The organism is Brevundimonas faecalis, from assembly GCF_040549405.1.
Lineage (GTDB): Bacteria > Pseudomonadota > Alphaproteobacteria > Caulobacterales > Caulobacteraceae > Brevundimonas > Brevundimonas faecalis.
Window position 1 is genome coordinate 1,207,154 of record NZ_JBEPTF010000001.1, and the last position, 15,951, is coordinate 1,223,104.

General features: G+C 68.7%; 16 protein-coding genes. 6 read left to right on the forward strand and 10 right to left on the reverse strand.

Going from position 1 to position 15,951, the window contains the following annotated elements; translation table 11 throughout:
- Window positions 1-123: 123 nt before the first annotated feature.
- Genes ABIE19_RS05945 through rnr form a run of 3 tightly spaced genes read right to left on the reverse strand, consistent with a single transcriptional unit; the run spans window position 124 to window position 3,558 of the window.
- Window positions 124-537, reverse strand: a complete 414-nt coding sequence (locus ABIE19_RS05945) for a DUF5990 family protein (RefSeq protein ID WP_354088200.1) — start codon at window positions 535-537, stop codon at window positions 124-126.
- 1 nt (window position 538) lies between these two features.
- Window positions 539-1,246: an NUDIX hydrolase gene (locus ABIE19_RS05950; protein WP_354088201.1), complete on the reverse strand. Its 708-nt coding sequence runs from the start codon at window positions 1,244-1,246 to the stop codon at window positions 539-541.
- Entirely contained in the window at window positions 1,243-3,558 is a 2,316-nt protein-coding gene (rnr, locus tag ABIE19_RS05955) for a ribonuclease R (protein ID WP_354088202.1), read from the reverse strand. The genes ABIE19_RS05950 and rnr overlap by 4 nt, the downstream gene beginning before the upstream one ends.
- A gap of 112 nt (window positions 3,559-3,670) precedes the next feature.
- On the opposite strand from rnr, the gene ABIE19_RS05960 reads away from it, so the two are divergent.
- Window positions 3,671-5,074, forward strand: coding sequence for a pyridoxal-phosphate dependent enzyme (locus ABIE19_RS05960; protein WP_354088203.1), 1,404 nt, complete (start codon window positions 3,671-3,673; stop codon window positions 5,072-5,074).
- A gap of 4 nt (window positions 5,075-5,078) precedes the next feature.
- Window positions 5,079-6,242, forward strand: a complete 1,164-nt coding sequence (locus tag ABIE19_RS05965; RefSeq protein WP_354088204.1) for a cystathionine gamma-synthase — start codon at window positions 5,079-5,081, stop codon at window positions 6,240-6,242.
- A gap of 84 nt (window positions 6,243-6,326) precedes the next feature.
- On the opposite strand, the gene ABIE19_RS05970 is transcribed toward ABIE19_RS05965, so the two are convergent.
- The 4 genes from ABIE19_RS05970 to ABIE19_RS05985 all read right to left on the reverse strand — a co-directional run bounded on the left by ABIE19_RS05970 (window position 6,327) and on the right by ABIE19_RS05985 (window position 8,655).
- Complete coding sequence (locus tag ABIE19_RS05970; RefSeq protein ID WP_003164457.1) at window positions 6,327-6,539, reverse strand: cold-shock protein; 213 nt, start codon at window positions 6,537-6,539, stop codon at window positions 6,327-6,329.
- Between the two features lie 172 nt (window positions 6,540-6,711).
- Window positions 6,712-6,927 carry a hypothetical protein gene (locus ABIE19_RS05975; RefSeq protein ID WP_354088205.1) on the reverse strand — a complete coding sequence of 72 codons (216 nt, stop codon included), beginning with the start codon at window positions 6,925-6,927 and terminating at the stop codon, window positions 6,712-6,714.
- A 51-nt stretch (window positions 6,928-6,978) separates the two neighbouring features.
- On the reverse strand, window positions 6,979-7,698 hold the full coding sequence (locus ABIE19_RS05980; protein ID WP_354088206.1) for a TorF family putative porin: 720 nt from the start codon (window positions 7,696-7,698) through the stop codon (window positions 6,979-6,981).
- Window positions 7,699-7,728: 30 nt separating this feature from the next.
- On the reverse strand, window positions 7,729-8,655 hold the full coding sequence (locus ABIE19_RS05985; RefSeq protein WP_354088207.1) for an NAD(P)H-dependent flavin oxidoreductase: 927 nt from the start codon (window positions 8,653-8,655) through the stop codon (window positions 7,729-7,731).
- A gap of 177 nt (window positions 8,656-8,832) precedes the next feature.
- Between ABIE19_RS05985 and queF the strand changes: the two genes are divergently transcribed.
- From queF to ABIE19_RS06000, 3 genes are all read left to right on the forward strand, one after another.
- Complete coding sequence (gene queF, locus ABIE19_RS05990) at window positions 8,833-9,294, forward strand: preQ(1) synthase (RefSeq protein ID WP_354088598.1); 462 nt, start codon at window positions 8,833-8,835, stop codon at window positions 9,292-9,294.
- 78 nt (window positions 9,295-9,372) lie between these two features.
- Window positions 9,373-10,152 (forward strand): helix-turn-helix transcriptional regulator, encoded by a 780-nt coding sequence (locus tag ABIE19_RS05995; RefSeq protein ID WP_354088208.1) that lies wholly within the window; start codon window positions 9,373-9,375, stop codon window positions 10,150-10,152.
- A gap of 64 nt (window positions 10,153-10,216) precedes the next feature.
- Window positions 10,217-11,701: a S41 family peptidase gene (locus ABIE19_RS06000; protein WP_354088209.1), complete on the forward strand. Its 1,485-nt coding sequence runs from the start codon at window positions 10,217-10,219 to the stop codon at window positions 11,699-11,701.
- A gap of 47 nt (window positions 11,702-11,748) precedes the next feature.
- Here ABIE19_RS06000 and ABIE19_RS06005 read toward each other — a convergent pair whose 3' ends face one another.
- On the reverse strand, window positions 11,749-12,723 hold the full coding sequence (locus ABIE19_RS06005) for an alpha/beta hydrolase family protein (protein ID WP_354088210.1): 975 nt from the start codon (window positions 12,721-12,723) through the stop codon (window positions 11,749-11,751).
- A gap of 143 nt (window positions 12,724-12,866) precedes the next feature.
- Here ABIE19_RS06005 and ABIE19_RS06010 point away from each other — a divergent pair, with 143 nt between their 5' ends.
- Window positions 12,867-13,628, forward strand: coding sequence for a LytTR family DNA-binding domain-containing protein (locus tag ABIE19_RS06010; RefSeq protein WP_354088211.1), 762 nt, complete (start codon window positions 12,867-12,869; stop codon window positions 13,626-13,628).
- A 20-nt stretch (window positions 13,629-13,648) separates the two neighbouring features.
- Here ABIE19_RS06010 and ABIE19_RS06015 read toward each other — a convergent pair whose 3' ends face one another.
- Together ABIE19_RS06015 and ABIE19_RS06020 are read right to left on the reverse strand one after the other, a co-directional pair.
- Window positions 13,649-15,244, reverse strand: a complete 1,596-nt coding sequence (locus ABIE19_RS06015) for a sensor histidine kinase (protein WP_354088212.1) — start codon at window positions 15,242-15,244, stop codon at window positions 13,649-13,651.
- Window positions 15,241-15,951 carry a response regulator gene (locus ABIE19_RS06020; RefSeq protein WP_354088213.1) on the reverse strand — a complete coding sequence of 237 codons (711 nt, stop codon included), beginning with the start codon at window positions 15,949-15,951 and terminating at the stop codon, window positions 15,241-15,243. The genes ABIE19_RS06015 and ABIE19_RS06020 overlap by 4 nt, the downstream gene beginning before the upstream one ends.

Sequence of the window (15,951 nt, forward strand, 5' to 3'; positions counted from 1 at the left end):
CCCCCCTGGTTCGTGGAAGACCATGATGATCCAGGTCGCGGGTCAGGCTGGCGAAAAGGCGTGTCGGCGGCGCAATCCCAATCGATGTCAGGGATCGGCGCGTCGAAATAGGAGGGCGGGCCCTCAGATTCCAGCCCAAGGGGCGAGAGGGCGGACGGTGGCGCAGACGGGGGAGCCGTCGCGACCGCGACCGGGCAGGCGGAGCTCCAGGGGGCGGCCGTCGCGGGCGGCCTGGAGCAGGTCGGCGGGGATGTCGTGGATGTCGATCTTGGCGCGTCGGTCCCAGGGACTGTCGGGATCGCCGGCGTGCTTGCCTATGGCGATGTAGACGAAACGACGGGTCGCGCCCTCGCGACGGACGAAGGGGCCGGTCAGGCGGCCGTCGTCGTTGAGCGTGACGGGCGCCTCGAAGGACAGGGGCGCGTCCGAGGCGGTCGCGGCGTCGACCGGCTCGCCCTCCTTGCCTTGCAGGCTGTAGCGGACGCCGGGGACGGGGTCCTGGATCGTCAGGCGGAGGCGGATGTCGGTCCTGGCCATTTCAGTCCCGGTGTTCGACGACGTGGCGGCCCCGGACCATACGGACGAAGGGCAGGGGACGGTCAGGGCGACGCAGGCGCTCGGCGACCTCGCCCAGGACGAAACGGGTGATGGCGGGCAGGTCCAGCCCCTGGGCCTCGTCCAGGGGCAGCCAGGCGATCTCGTCCAGTTCGCCGGAGCCTTCGATCCGGTCCGGATCACGCAGGGCCTCGACCGGGGCCATGAAGAAGCGGGCGTCGAAGCGGCGGGTGCGGCCCGGCGGGGTGATGGCGCGGGCGACATAGGACAGGACCGAAAGGTCGGGCAGGGCGCCCGCCTGGCGATATTCGCGCCAGGGACCGGCGACCGAGGCGGAGGGGGCCGGGCGGCCGAGGATCAGGCCCGTCTCCTCGAAGGTTTCGCGCACGGCGGTCAGGGCCAGGGCGCGGGCGCGGCGGGCGGGCAGTTCGGCCGCCAGGCGCCGGGCGGCGTCGGCGGACAGGTCGGCGATCGAGGCGGCGGCGAAGTCCGACCGGTCGATGCGGCCCCCGGGAAAGACCCATTTCGACGCCATGAAGACATGGCCCGGAGCACGGCGGCCCATCAGGACCTCGGGCTGGTCGGAGCCGCGCGTCAAAATCAGGGTGGCGGCGTCCTTGGGCCGCTGGGCGCCGCCGATACGCGGGGCGTCGGCCAGATCCTGAGCGGCGTCGAAGGGCTGGGGGGTCACCGCCGCTTGCCCTTTCGGACGCCTTTGAGACCGCCCGAGGGTTTGCCGCCGTTGCGGGGCTTGGGGCCGCCGGGGCGGTTTTTTCCGCGCATCGGCGGGCGGTCGCCGCCGCGTCCGCGGACGCCGTAGCGCGGGGCCGGAGCGTTGGGGTCGCGCGGATCGGGATCGGATAGCATTTCCAGCACCAGGCCGCCGGTGACGGGGGTGGCTTCGCGCAGGCGGACCTCGACGCGGCGGCCGAGGACGTAGCGCTGTCCGGTCCGATCCCCGACCAGGGCGTGGGCGCGGTCGTCGTGGGTGAAGTATTCCTCGCCCAGAGAGGAGACGGGAACCAGGCCGTCAGCGCCGGTCTCATCCAGGCGCACGAAGAGGCCGAAGCGGGTGACGCCGGTGATCCGGCCGCTGAAGGTCGCGCCGACATGGTCTTCCAGGAAGGCGGCGATGTAGCGGTCCATGGCGTCGCGTTCGGCGGCCATGGAGCGACGTTCGGTCTCGGTGACGTGTTCGGCGATGCCGCCCATTTCGGCGATCTCGCGGTCCGTCAGCCCGTCCGAGCCCAGGTTGAGGCCCCGGATCAGGCCGCGGTGGACGATCAGGTCGGAATAGCGCCGGATCGGCGAGGTGAAGTGGGCGTAGCGGTCCAGGTTCAGGCCGAAGTGACCGACGTTGTCCGGCGAATAGATGGCCTGCATCTGGGTGCGCAGGACCACCTCGTTCACCACCTCGGCGTGGGGGCCGTCGCGGGTCTCTTCCAACAGCTTGTTGAACCGCTTGGTGTTGGCCGGTTCGCCCTTGTTCCACGGCTTGCCGATGGTGTGCAGGAAGTCCGCCAGGTTGAAGATCTTTTCCTGGCTGGGCGCTTCGTGGACGCGATAGATCAGGGGCGTGCGCGTCTTTTCCAGGGTCTCGGCGGCGCAGACGTTCGCCTGGATCATCATCTCCTCGATCAGGCGGTGGGCCTCCAGCGACTTGCGCGGCTCGATGGCGGCGATGCCGCCGTCGGGGGACATGATGACGCGACGTTCCGGGCTTTCGATGGCCAGGGGGCTGCGCTTGCGGCGACCTTTCAGCATGGTCGCATAGGCGTTCCACAGCGGATGCAGGACGGCGTCCATGATGGGGCCGGTCGCGTCGTCGGTCTGGCCGTCGACGGCGGCCTGAGCCTGTTCGTAGGACAGCTTGGCCTGGGATCGCATCAGGCCGCGCACGAAGCGGTGGCCGGTCTTCCGGCCGTCCCTGTCGAAGACCATGCGCACGGCCATGCAGGCGCGGTTCTCGCCCTGCTTCAGGCTGCACAGGCCGTTGGACAGGATTTCGGGCAGCATGGGCTCGACCCGGTCGGGGAAGTAGGTCGAGTTGCCCTTGGCCCGCGCCTCGCGGTCCAGGGCCGTATTGGGGCGGACATAGGCCGCGACGTCGGCGATGGCGACCCAGACGATCCAGCCGTCCGGGTTCTTGGAGTCTTCGTCGCGCTGGGCGTAGACGGCGTCGTCATGGTCGCGGGCGTCGGCCGGATCGATGGTGATGAAGGGGATGTCGCGCAGGTCCTCGCGCCCCCTGAGGCTGGGCAGGGCCTGATCGGCGGCCTCGCTCTCCACCGCCTCGGAGAAGCCGACGGGGACGCCGTGGCTGTAGATGGCGATCAGGGAGGCGGCGCGGGGGTCGTCCTCGCGGCCGATATTCTCGAGGATCTTGCCGCGCTTGGGTCCGTAGCGGTGCTCGCCCTTTTCGACGGCGGCCAGGACGAGGTCGCCGTCGCGCAGATCGCCGGCCAGGGCCGAGGGGATCAGCAGGACATCCTTGGACCGGCGATCCACCGGCTCGACCCGGGTTTCGCGCGCGGACTTGCGGATCACGCCCAGCAGACGGTCGGCGCCCGTGTCCAGCCGCTTGACCAGACGCGCCTCCCAGCCGTCGACGCCGCGGCTGAACTTGACCAGCAGGCGGTCGCCCATGCCGGGAGCGGGGCCGCGCGCCTGGCGGTCGGGCATGAGGAGGGCGCGAGGGGCGTCGTCGCCGCCCTTGACCAGTTCGACGTACAGTTCGCCGTCCGCGTCGCGATCGACCACGTCGGCCACGCCGACGGGCGGCAGGGCGCCGGCCTCGGTGAAGCCGCCGCGGCCGCGTTTGCCCAGGCTGCCGTCAGCCTCCAGCTCGCGCAGCATTTCGCGCAGGGCGCGGCGTTCGGCGCCCTTGAGCCCGAAGGCGCGGGCGATGTCGGCCTTCTGGGCCTCGCCGGCCTCGCGCAGGAAGGCGATGAGGGATTCTTTGTCGGGCAGGCCCGCCGGGGGGCGTTTCGGTGTCTTGACCATTGCGCCCTCTGTAACGCGCTTCGCGGCGAAAGGGTGAAAACTTGCGTGAGTTGACCGTGAAGGGGGCGAGGCCCAGCTTCATTGGAAATCGCCCCATACGGAGCCCGCCTGAATGTCGATGTCCGACGCCCCCGTCCTGTCCCGCCCCGCCAAATCCTTGCTGGACCTGATCGGCAAGACGCCGATGGTCGAGGTGACGCGGATCGACACCGGCCCCTGCCGCCTGTTCCTGAAGCTGGAGAGCCAGAACCCCGGCGGTTCGATCAAGGACCGCATCGCCCTGTCGATGATCGAGGCTGCCGAGAAGGCGGGCTGGCTGAAGCCGGGCGGCACCATCGTCGAGGCGACGGCGGGCAACACCGGTCTGGCCCTGACCCTGGTCGGCAAGCAGAAGGGTTACAATGTCCTGCTGGTCATCCCCGACAAGATGTCGAAGGAGAAGATTCAGCACCTGCGCGCCATGGGCGCCGACGTGCGCCTGACCCGCTCGGACGTGCCGCATGGACATCCCGAGTACTACACCGACATGGCCGAGCGCCTGGCCCAGCAGATTCCGGGCGGCTATTTCGTCAACCAGTTCGCCAACGACGCCAACTCCGAGGCCCACTTCAAGACGACCGGGCCGGAGATCTGGGAACAGATGGAGGGCGACATCGACGCCTTCGTCGCCGGCATCGGCTCGGGCGGGACGATCACGGGCAACGCCCAGTACTTCAAGTCGCAGGGTTCGAAGGCGAAGATCGTTCTGGCCGATCCGGTCGGCTCAGCCCTGGCGGGCCTGATCAACGACGGCGTGGCGGGGCCGGACGGCAGCTATACCGTTGAGGGCATCGGGCAGAACTTCATGCCCGAGACGACCGATCCCGACCTGATCGACGTCGCCTATTCCATTCCCGACGCCGAGGCGATCGCCACGGTGCGCGAGTTGCTGCTGAAGGAAGGCATTCTGGCGGGCTCGTCGTCCGGCACCCTGATCGCCACGGCCCTGCGCTGGTGCCGCGAGCAGACCGAGCCTAAGCGGGTGGTGACCTTTGTCTGCGACACGGGCGCCAAGTATCTGTCCAAGGTCTACAACGACGCCTGGCTGGCGGATCAGGGATTGTCGCAGCGCGAGATCCAGGGCGACCTGTCGGACCTGATCAACCGGAAATACGTCGCCGGCGACGTGGTGGTCATCGGCCCCGACGACACCCTGGACACCGCCTTCAAGCGGATGAAGGGCGACGGGGTGTCGCAACTGCCGGTCATTCAGGATGGACGCCTGGTCGGCATCCTGGACGAGAGCGACATCGTCCACATCATGAACACTGACGAGATCACGCGTAAGGAACGCTTCGCCAAGCCGGTGTCCTCGGCCATGACGCGCGATCTGGATACGCTTCAGGTCAGCGAGACGCTGGACGCCCTGATCCCGATCTTCGACCGCGACCGGGTGGCTATTGTTCTGGACGGCGAGACCTTCGTCGGTCTGATCGCCCGCACCGACCTGATCAACCACCTCAGCCTGAACCGGTAAGCCTATGTCGGAACTGAAGAACAGCCAGGGATTTTCGACCCGCGCCATCCATGCGGGACAGAAGCCCGATCCGACCACGGGCGCAGTGATGACGCCGATCTACGCCACCTCGACCTACGCCCAGGAAAGCCCGGGCGTGAACAAGGGCTATGAGTATGCGCGCGGCAAGAATCCGACGCGCGAGGCCTTCGAGGCCTGCATCGCCGATCTGGAGGGCGGGGTTCAGGCCTTCGGCTTCGGCTCGGGCATGGCGGCGACCTCGACGGCGCTGGAGCTGCTGGACGCGGGGTCGCACATCGTCACCGGCGACGACCTGTATGGCGGCTCGTGGCGGCTGTTCGAGCGTGTGAGGCGGCGGTCCATGGGGCTGGACTTCAGCTATGTGGATCTCAGCGACCTGAGCGCGGTCGAGGCGTCTATCACGGAAAAGACGCGGATGCTGTGGGTCGAGACGCCCACCAACCCGCTGATGAAGCTGGCCGACATCGAGGCCCTGTCGAAGATCGCCAAGGCGCACAGGCTAATCCTGGTGGTCGACAACACCTTCGCCACGCCGTGGAGCCAGCAGCCGTTGGCCTTGGGCGCCGACGTGGTCATGCACTCGGCGACCAAGTATCTGAACGGCCACTCCGACATCGTCGGCGGGGTTTTGGTGGCCAAGGACGCCGAGACGGCGGCGCAGCTGAAGTTCCTGCAGAACTCCATCGGCGGCGTCATGGGGCCGTTCGACGCCTTCCTGGCCAACCGCGGCCTGAAAACCCTGGGCCTGCGCATGAAGGCGCACAATGAGAACGCCATGGCTGTGGCCCGCTGGCTGGAAGGCCGGGCAGGCGCAGCCAAGGTCATCTATCCGGGCTTGGTCAGCCATCCGCAGCACGAGTTGGCGGCGCGCCAGATGAACGGTCGCTTCGGCGGCATGGTGACGGTGCTGATCGACGGCGATCTGGAACGCACCAGGCGCGTGCTGGAGCGGGTGCAGGTCTTCACCCTGGCCGAGTCCCTGGGCGGCGTCGAAAGCCTGGTGAACCACCCGGCCATCATGACCCACGCCAGCGTGCCCAAGGAGGTGCGCGAGGCGGGCGGGGTCACCGACAACCTGATCCGCCTGTCGGTCGGGGTCGAGGATGTGGACGACCTGATCGCCGATCTGGATCAGGCGCTTTCCTGATCAGGCACGAAAAAGGGGCGCTCCGGCCAGCCGGAGCGCCCCTTCGATGTCTTCGCCGGGGCTAGAGCCCTGGCGAGGCCGAAATCAGCCTTCGGTCTTCAGTTGACCGGCCGATTCCTTGCCCGAGCGACGGTCGCGCTCGATTTCGTAGGAAACCTTTTGGTTCTCGTCGAGGCCGCGCAGGCCGGCTTGTTCGACGGCCGAGATGTGGACGAAGACGTCCTTGCCGCCGTCATCGGGTTGGATGAAGCCGTAGCCCTTGGTGGAGTTGAACCATTTGACAGTGCCGGTAGCCATTTTCAGGACCTCCGTTGGATATTAGCCTTAGGGGACATCCCTGAAGGCCTGTCGGGTCTGAAAGGATCGGCTTGGTCCTCGGTGCGCAGAGCAAAGGGGCAGCAGCGTTACGCAGAGAGATCGACGTCGCTAAAATGGACGTTGAACGCGCCAAAGGCAAGACGCGATGCGGTCAGCCGTCGGATTTCGCGGGCGAGGGCGGGCTCGCGACGAAGTTGGCCTGGCACAGCTTGCGCAGGGCGGAGGTGATGGAGCCGCCGTAGAGGGCGTCGCGAACGCGGTCGTAGCCTTCCTGCGCGAGGGCCTGCTTGACCTCGCCCACGGTGCGGCAGGCGCCGCTTTCAGCCAGTTGATAGGCGCGTTCCAGGGTCGTCGGGCGGTCGATCATGCCCAAGCTTACGACCTTGGCGACCCGACCGCCACCCGCGACGGCGCCGGATCAGAAGGAGACGCTGATCCCGGCGACCAGGGCGCCTTTGTACTGCTCGCCCGGAACGTCGGCGTCGGTGTCGTGCCAGCGCAGATGGGCTTCCAGGTTGCGGGTCAGGGCGTAGGAGGCGCCGATGTTCCAGCCCGTGTAGTCGACGCTGTTATCCTGATCGCGACGTCCGACCTCGGCCGAGACGTTCAGCTTGTCCGTGAAGTCCCAGCCGCCGCGCAGGGCGACCCAGGTCCAGGCCTTGGTCGAGCCCGTGCCGTCGGGCGAATGTTGCAGACGCAGGCGGGCGCTGGCCGGGCCGATCGACCGCTTCATGTCGGCGGTGAACTCCCAGGCGTCGTCGTCATAGCCGGGGTTGGCGTCGAAACGATACTTGTGCGCGACGTTCAGGTCGAAGTCGAAACCCGCGAGTTCGGGCCGGACGCCGACCACCAGTTCCGACTCCAGCTTGGAGCCGCCGCCGTCGATGGTCTCCAGACCACCCGAGCCGTAGAAGAGGCCGCTGGCGCTTTCCCATTCCGCCACGCCGTAGACATAGGGATCACCGTCCGACTTGGAGGCGTCCTTGGAGCGGTTGTCGGTCGCCGCGCCGAGGGTGAAGGACCACTTGCCTGCGCTCTGGCCCGCGCTCTGGCCCGCATCCTGGGCCTGGGCTCCGGAAGCCAGAAGGAGCGCCGGGGCGGCGGCGAGGAGGGCGGCGTTCGTCAGGGTGCGGATCATGGCGAGCCTCGTTTAGGGACGAGGTCGCCTCTAGAGGCGCTTCTTGTCGAATTTATCACAGGCCTGTGAAAACTCGTCCGTCAGCCGAGCGACAAGCTGGGCCGTGGAGGGGGCGTCGTGGATCGATCCCGATCCCTGGCCCGCCGACCAGATGGTCTTCCAGGCCTTGGCCTCCTCGCCCATGTCCAGCTTGTGCTCGGGCAGGGACTTGGGATCGATCTTGTTCTCGATCAGGGACGGGGTCAGGAAGTTGGCCGGAATGCCCGAGACGGCGGGGGTGTAGGTGATGTCGGCCGAGCCGGAGGCCACGATCAGGTCCTTGTAATGGGACTGGGCCTCGCTCTCCTGGGTCGCGATGAAACGGGTGCCCATATAGGCGAAGTCGGCGCCCATCATCAGGGCCGCCGCCACGTCCTGGCCGGTGGAGATGCAGCCCGCCAGGATGATGGTCCCGTCATAGAAGCTGCGAACCTCGTTGATCAGGGCGAAGGGATTGACCACGCCGGCGTGCCCGCCCGCGCCGTTAGCGACCAGGATCAGGCCGTCGACGCCCGCCTCCGCCGCCTTCCGGGCGTGACGGACGTTGGCGATGTCGTGGAAGACGACGCCGCCGTAGCCGTGGACCGCATCCACCACGTCGCGCACCGCACCCAGGGAGGTGATGATCAGCGGCACCTTTTCCTCGACCGAGACCATCATGTCGGCCATCAGGCGCGGATTGGTCGGGTGGACGATGTGGTTGACGCCGAAGGCGGCGGCGTCGGGCGTCAGTCGCGACTTGATCTCCTGAACCCAGTCCCGATAGCCCTCGGTCGTGCGCTGGTTCAGCGAGGGGAAGGTGCCGATCACGCCCGCATTGCAGGCCTCGACCACTAGGTCCGGACCGGACACGAGGAACATGGGCGAGGCGATGACCGGCAGCTTCAGGCCGGACTGCAGGGAGGCGGGAATGGCCACGGGTCGTTTCCTCGGATCATGCGGGTTGCTTTTAGGGACGCTAACCGGCTGTCGCCGGGGAAGGCAATCACTCAGCTTCCTTCTCCCTCAAGAGGCGTAGGGACAAAACGCCGATTGCCGTCGCCCGGTCGTCGGGCCAGGATTTTCTTTGGCGGGCCGAGCGACTAAATGGCGGGTATGACGCACTATACCGACAGCCTGTCCCAACTCGGCGTTCAGACCGCCGCCCCGACGAACCCGGAAGAGGCGGTGCTGGAGCGGGTGCCCAATCCGCACGCCGACACGCTTTATGTGGCGCGCTTCACCGCGCCGGAGTTCACCAGCCTGTGCCCGGTGACGGGCCAGCCCGACTTCGCCCATATCGTGATCGACTATGTGCCGGGCGACTGGCTGGTCGAGTCGAAGAGCCTGAAGCTGTACCTGACCAGTTTCCGCAACCACGGCGCCTTCCACGAGGACTGCACCGTGGCCATCGGCAAGCGCCTGGCCGATCTGTTGCAGCCGAAATGGCTGCGCATCGGCGGCTATTGGTATCCGCGCGGCGGCATCCCCATCGACGTCTTCTGGCAGACGGGCGCGCCCATCGAGGGCGTCTGGCTGCCGGATCAGGGCGTGGCGACCTATCGCGGGCGGGGGTGAGGGCCGACGGGGCGGTTTCGCTCGACGGGATGATGTGACAGGGACCGTTCAGTATCGGTTCGGGGCGTGTGGAAACCTATGGCCTGGTTCGGCAAGGTAAGATTGGTCGACTATGGGGCGGGCGCACGGATCGACGCCCATGCCCACAGGGACGCGAGCCTGAGCCTGATCATAGGCGGCGGCTATTGCGAGCATATCCAGGGACGGGACGCGGCCCATGTCAGCGGCCACATGCTGTACTGCCCCGCCGACGCCGAGCACGCCCAGGTGTTCGACCGCGACGGCGCCCGGCAAGCGCAGATCAATTTGACCGCGGAGGGCCTGGATTTTCTGGGCGACGCCCTGGACCTGTCCGCGGCCTCGTTCACCGGGGGCGCGGGGTTCAGCGCCCTGGGACGGCGCATGGCGGTCGAGGCGCGCCGGAACGACCGGTTCACGCCCTTGGCGCTGGAGGGGTTGGTTCTCGAGGCGGTCACTCTGTTCGCGCGTACGTCGACCGCCCTGCGCGGGCCGTCGAAATGGTTGTCGGACGTCCATGACTATGTCCTGAGCCGGGCGTCGGAGCCTTTCACTGTCGACGAGGTGGCCCGCGCCGTGGCGTGCCGGGCGGAAGAGATCGGTCCGGCGCTCAGGAAGGCCTACGGCCTGTCGCTGGCCGGGTTGGCGCGTCGTTGCCGGCTGGAGAACGCCGCCAGGATGCTGGCGGCTGACGAGGTGCCGATCTGGGCGATCGCGCTGGATTGCGGGTTCAGCGATCAGGCGCATCTGACGCGCGCCTTCAAGGCGGCCTACGGCGTGACGCCGGGCGGCTTCAGGCGGACGAAAATCTTGCCCGCGCCGCGTTCAAAACCGGCCTGACGTTCAATACGGGTCGACGCCGCTTCGCTAGCTTCATGGCCTTCTCACGATTTTTGAGGCGTCCATGTCCTTGCATTCATCCCTGATCCGCGGTGCGGCGGCGATCGCGCTGCTGACGGCCGGCGCGCCTGCGCCCGACGCGCGCGGAGCCTGGTCCGCGGACTATCTGGCGTTGAAGCAGGGGATGGAGGCGCAGTACGCCAACCTGACCTGGTTCGCGTCGCCTGAGAGCGGGCGGGACCTGCCCGCCCTGGACCGTCGGACGCGCGCGGCCTTGGAGGCGGCGACGACCGAGGACGAGGCGCGCGCGGCCTTGATGGCCTTTCTCGGCGCCTTCCGCGACGCGCACCTGGTAGGGCGGCCCGCGCTCGCGCCCGCCCTGCCGGAGACGAAGGAGCCGGAGGAGCCAGACATCAAGTCCGCCGACCCGGCCAACCGCGCCTGTCCGGCCCTGGGGTACGGCGGGACGCAGGCGCCGTTTTCCCTGCCGATCGAGACCCTGGCCGGGTTTGAACTGGAGACGGACGGGGAGGAGGGGGCGTTCCGTTCGGGCGTCATGACCGTGAACGGGCGCCGTGTCGGCGTGGTCCGCATCCCCAGCTTCTCGATGGATCGATATGTCTCCCTTTGTCGTCAGAACTGGACGGCCGAGGGCGTGGACAAGGGCGGAGACGTCAATCTGAGCGCGCTGGAACGGGCCATGACGGCAGGCTGGTACAGGGAACTGGCCGGTATTCTGCGCGGCTTTGCGGATCGCAAGGTCGATGCGGTTCTGGTCGACATCGGCGGCAACGGCGGCGGGGACGATTCAGGCGACATCGCCGCCCGTCTGTTCACCGACCGGCTCATCAAATCCTCGCCCCTGCTCATCAAGAAGGGGGCGGCGGCGGAGGCCTATCGCACGGAACAGGTGGAGGAAGTCGAACGCGGTCTGAGCCTGGAGCCCGACGCAGGCGGCGAGCGCATCCTGTCGCAGGCGCTCACACAATTGCAGAACGTGAATCCGTCCCTGCCTGCGGGGTGCGACCTGTCGTGGGTCTGGCGGGAACAGCGCGCGTGGACTCCGTTCGGTGCGTGCAGCGACCTGGTCCAGATCGGAACGGCCGGCGGGCCGCTGGAAAACCTGCCGGCGGAGGCGATTCCACAGCCGCGCATCGCTCGGCGGGTGTCGTGGTCAATTGACGCGCGCGACCACTGGGGCGCCTGGTCAGGTCCGGTCTATGTCCTGATGGACGGTCGCACGGCGTCCTCGGCCGAGATGTTCGCGGCGACCTTGCAGAACAACGGCGTCGCCCGCCTGGCCGGGGTCGAGAGCGCGGGAGCGGGCTGCGGTGCGATGGGGCCGGACGGGAAGGTCAGCCTGCCGGCCACGGGCCTGGTGTTCAACTTCCCGACCTGCGTTCGCCTGCGCTCGAACGGAGAGGACGAGGTCGCGGGCCTGAGCCCGGACCTTCCGCTTCGCCAGACGCAGAACGAGAGCCGCAGGGCCCGCGCCGGGCGGCTGTTCGCGCGCATCGCGGACGAGGTCGCGGCGAAGGCCGCGCCTTGATGAAAAGGCGTCGGCTCTGAAAACAGACGAGCCGACGCCGGGTCCGGTTACAGCGTCTCCCTGAAGAAGCGGACCACCTCCCGGTTCAGGGTTTCGTGGAAGGCCGCGCGGTCGAAGCCGGGCGTGGGGGCGCAGATCATCGGGGCGGCGGCCGCCAGTTGCGGCGAGCAGGGCGGCAAGAAGTCGAAGTGGGCGGCGCCCTCGACGCGGCGGTATTCGGGCGGCGTGGGCAGGGCGTCGCGGACCGGCTCGACATAGAAGGGGGCGGGCAGGATCTGGTCGGCGCCGGCCTGCCACAACTGGACCGGCTGCGTGACCTTGCTCAGGCCCTCTTTGGCGAAGGTGAAGCCCAGGGCCGGGGCGGCGACGGCCAGGGCCTTGATGCGGGCGTCGTGCGGCAGGCGAGGGGCGGCGGCGCCCGCCTTCATGGTTCCCGCATGCTCGCCGATCAGGCGGCAGTCGTAGAAGCCGGGGTTGTCGCGGCAGTGGTCGGCCAGCCGGCCCAGGTCGGGATCGCCGCCCGCCGCCGCCAGGACCGTGAAACCGCCGGCGGAAAAGCCGAAGGCGCCGATGCGGTTCGCGTCGATCCCGTCACGGGCGCTCCAGTCCCGGGTCATGTAGTCGATCAGCACCGACAACTGGCGTGTACGGTCGACGAGGTCGGTGGCGCGGCTCTGATCGCGCCAGTTGTCGCCGGTGTGGGTCAGGGCGGCGACGACGAAGCCGGCCTTGGCCAGGGCCGCGGCGGTGTCGTGGTGGCTGCGGAAGTCGCCGCCGTTGCCGTGGGAGATGACGATCAGGGGGTAGGGGCCGTCGGCGGCCGCCTCGGTCGGAACCCAGACGCCAGCCTCGATGGCGGGATGATCGCCGTCGGGAACGGTCAGGCCCATGGAGAGCACGCCGTCGCGGACCACGGGGGCGGCGGCCTTGGACTGGACCAGGGGCGCGGAGGCGGGAGCGGCGGTCGCGGCGCAGGCGCCCAGCAGGACGGAGGCGGCGGCGATCAGGGCGGCGGTGTTCATGTATCAGGCCTTCAGGCGACGAGTGATGAGGCTGTGTGAGGCCTCGGAACGCCGCCGCGCCAGCGGATATGGGCGAATGGGCGAATGGGTTCGCGGCCCGGCGAACGGCTGTCATCGGCGGCGGCGCTTGCTAATCTGGCGTCATGGAATCGAGGGGACTGAAGGACAGGCGATGGCGGGCGGCGGCCGTGGGCTTCGCCGTCTCGACCGCCGTGGGGCTGGCGCTGGGGATCATCGGTCCGTTCGGCAGCTATCTGAGCGGGACCCTGCCGGTGCGGACGGCCTATTGGGTGGTCTGTCTGTGGGCCGGATGGCTGGCCTTCGGCGTCAGCCTGCCGTTCCTGGCGCGCTGGGCCGAGGCGCGAAGGATTTCGGCCTGGATCTGGACGCCGCCCGCGGTGGCGGTGCTGACCCTGCTGCCCGTGGTGCTGAGCCGGTCGCTGGCGGTGCGGCTGTGGCCGGTGGTCGAGCAGGTGGGCTGGCTGGAATGGTACGGGCAGGGGCTGGTGATCAGCGCCCTGGCCACCGTGGGCATGACCTGGGCGACCCGGCCGCGCGAGAATGCGACGGGCAAGCCGGACGCCGAATCCGCCGATCCGCGCGATCGCCTGCCGGCCAGGCTGGGGCGGACGGTGCTGTGCCTGCAGATGGAGGATCACTATGTCCGGGTGCATACGCCGCAGGGATCGGCCCTGGTGCTGATGTCGCTGTCGCAGGCCATGGCGGGGCTGAAGGACGTGGACGGGACGCAGACCCATCGCTCCTGGTGGGTGGCGCGCGCGGGCGTCGTGGGCGTGGTCGAGGACGGCCGCAACATGCGGTTGCGCCTGACCGGCGGGCTGGAAGCGCCGGTGTCGCGCGCGCGGGTCGGCGCCCTGCGTGAAGAAGGATGGCTGATCCCCTGACCGTGTCTGCGACCCGGCGGCTAGTCGGCGGATTGCGGCAGCCGTAGTTCGAACGTCGCGCCGCCTCGTCTTTCCACCAAGGCCAGGTCGGCCCGGTTCGCGCGCAGGAGGGCCTGGGCGATGGACAGGCCGAGTCCCGCCCCGCCTTCGCTGCGGCGTGTCGTGAAGAAGGGCTCGAAGATGCGTTCGGCGTCGCCTTCGGCCACGCCCGGACCGTTGTCGGACACCGTGAGACGCACCTGATCGGGGGCGGCGTGAGCGGTGATCCGCACCACCGTCGCGCCCAGTTGTCGGCTGTTTTCCAGCAGGATGGTCAGCGCCATCTCCAGGCTGGCCTCGGGCACGGCGACCAGGGGCAGGTCGCCCGGCAGATCGACCTCGATCGCCAGGCCGGCGCCCAGGGCGTCGGCGACGCGGGCCGTGACGGGGCGCAGATCGACCGCCGCTCCGGCCTCTGGTCGCGCCATGTCGGCCCGCGCCAGGTCCAGCAGTCGCTTCACCAGATCAGACAGGCGCCGCGCGTCGGCGTCGATGTTGTCGAGGAAGCGGCGGCGCTGATCGGGGTCCATGTCGTCGCCGTGGTCGCGGAGCAGTTCGACGGCGCCCTGAATCCCGGCCAGGGGCGTCTTGAACTCGTGACTGACGGCGGCGGCGAAGTCGCGCAGGTAGCGCGAGCGGCGTTCCACGGCCTCGGCCATCTGACCGAAGTCTTCGTAGAGGTCGCGGATTTCGACCGCGGCCGTCGAGGGGGGCGGCGGCACCGCGCCGCCGCCGTGCATCACGTCGCGTGTCGCGCGGCGAAGAACCTCGATCGGACGGGCGATGCCGCGAGAGATCAGCACCGCCAATACGCTGAGCAGGCCCAGAACCGCGACGATCCCGAACAGGATCTTGCCCCGGTCCTGATAGATCCCCTTGAACAGGGCGCGCGGCGAGCGCGAGGTCAGGATGACGCCCTCGACCTGTCCGTTCACCACGATAGGCCGCGCATGATGGATACGCAGGCCTGAGGCCCGGCTGAGCCACTCCATCGCATAGCGCGGCCGATAGGCGGCGTTGCGGCGCAGCACGGTCGCCGGAGCGCCTGCGAGCGCGGTCCGGACTTCAGGGAGGTCACGCCAGCTTCCGCCCATGCCGAGGCCGCGTACGACCACGCCGTCGCGGTCCAGCAGGACGAAGGAGGCCAGGGTGGTGCGGCTGGTCTCCTCCATCACCGGCTCGAGGCGATGCGCCGTGAGAACGGCTGCCGGATCGGCCGGCGTCGTCGCGGCGTGCGCGGGCGGACGGGGCGGCAGGACCGGATCGGAGCGCAGGTCGATGCCGGCCGGTTCCGGTTGAAAATAGCCGGGCGTTCGGCGCTGGACCTCGGTCGGGGGAAGGATGCGCGCGCCCGGCCAGGTCGCCTCGGCCGTCGCGGCAAGCGTCGCTGTCTGGGCGATCAGCTCCGCCTCGGTCTGACGGACCAGGGTGTTCTCATAGACCCGCAGGAAGATGGCGCTGAGGCCGGGCAGGACGGCTGCGAAAAACAGCACGGACAACAGGATGGTGCGTAGGCGCAGAGCGGGCCAGTGCGCCCGCACGAAGCCTCTCAGACGCTGGATCGCGCTTCCGATCACGCCTCGCCGCCGCGACAGGGGCCTATCTGGTAGCCGACGCCTGCGCGCGTCTCGACCACGTCGGCCCCGCCGATAGAGGCGAACTTGGCGCGCAGGTTGCGCACATGACTGTCGATGGTCCGATCGGTCAGAGCGAATCCCGGCCCGTGGATGCGGTCGATGATGGCGTCGCGGGTGAAGACCTTTTGCGGAGCCGAGGCCAGGGCGCGGACAATGCCGAACTCGGTGATGGTCAGCGGCACGTCGGCCTCGTTCCAGCGTGCGCGCCAGCCGTCCGTATCCAGGGACAGTCTGCCGATGCGGACCATGCCCGGGGGCGGCGGGGGCGGGGACATGTTCACCCGCCGCAGGATGGCGGCGACGCGGGCCACCACTTCGCGCGGACTGAACGGTTTGACCACATAGTCGTCGGCGCCCAGTTCGATGCCCAGAATCCGATCGATCTCGTCGTCGCGGGACGACAGGAACAGCACGGGCAGGTCGCTCTGGGCGCGGATACGACGACAGACCTCGATTCCGTCCATGCGGGGCATGTTGATGTCCAGGATGACCAGGTCCGGCCGCTGTGCGGCGATGGCGGCCAGGGCCGCTTCGCCGTCGCCCGCCTCGCGCGTCGCCAACCCGGCCTTGTCCAGGGCGAAGGTCAGGAGGTCGCGGATATGCGGGTCGTCATCGACGACCAGGACGGTGCTCTGCATGATCGCCAT

What these genes read in the sequence shown, in the direction of transcription:
- ABIE19_RS05945 (WP_354088200.1), bottom strand. Translation starts at nt 537, where the DNA reads ATGGCCAGGACCGACATCCGCCTCCGCCTGACGATCCAGGACCCCGTC.
- rnr (WP_354088202.1), bottom strand. Translation starts at nt 3,558, where the DNA reads ATGGTCAAGACACCGAAACGCCCCCCGGCGGGCCTGCCCGACAAAGAA.
- ABIE19_RS05960 (WP_354088203.1), top strand. Translation starts at nt 3,671, where the DNA reads ATGTCGATGTCCGACGCCCCCGTCCTGTCCCGCCCCGCCAAATCCTTG.
- ABIE19_RS05965 (WP_354088204.1), top strand. Translation starts at nt 5,079, where the DNA reads ATGTCGGAACTGAAGAACAGCCAGGGATTTTCGACCCGCGCCATCCAT.
- ABIE19_RS05970 (WP_003164457.1), bottom strand. Translation starts at nt 6,539, where the DNA reads ATGGCTACCGGCACTGTCAAATGGTTCAACTCCACCAAGGGCTACGGC.
- ABIE19_RS05975 (WP_354088205.1), bottom strand. Translation starts at nt 6,927, where the DNA reads ATGATCGACCGCCCGACGACCCTGGAACGCGCCTATCAACTGGCTGAA.
- ABIE19_RS05980 (WP_354088206.1), bottom strand. Translation starts at nt 7,698, where the DNA reads ATGATCCGCACCCTGACGAACGCCGCCCTCCTCGCCGCCGCCCCGGCG.
- queF (WP_354088598.1), top strand. Translation starts at nt 8,833, where the DNA reads ATGACGCACTATACCGACAGCCTGTCCCAACTCGGCGTTCAGACCGCC.
- ABIE19_RS05995 (WP_354088208.1), top strand. Translation starts at nt 9,373, where the DNA reads ATGGCCTGGTTCGGCAAGGTAAGATTGGTCGACTATGGGGCGGGCGCA.
- ABIE19_RS06000 (WP_354088209.1), top strand. Translation starts at nt 10,217, where the DNA reads ATGTCCTTGCATTCATCCCTGATCCGCGGTGCGGCGGCGATCGCGCTG.
- ABIE19_RS06005 (WP_354088210.1), bottom strand. Translation starts at nt 12,723, where the DNA reads ATGAACACCGCCGCCCTGATCGCCGCCGCCTCCGTCCTGCTGGGCGCC.
- ABIE19_RS06010 (WP_354088211.1), top strand. Translation starts at nt 12,867, where the DNA reads ATGGAATCGAGGGGACTGAAGGACAGGCGATGGCGGGCGGCGGCCGTG.
- ABIE19_RS06020 (WP_354088213.1), bottom strand. Translation starts at nt 15,951, where the DNA reads ATGGCGATCATGCAGAGCACCGTCCTGGTCGTCGATGACGACCCGCAT.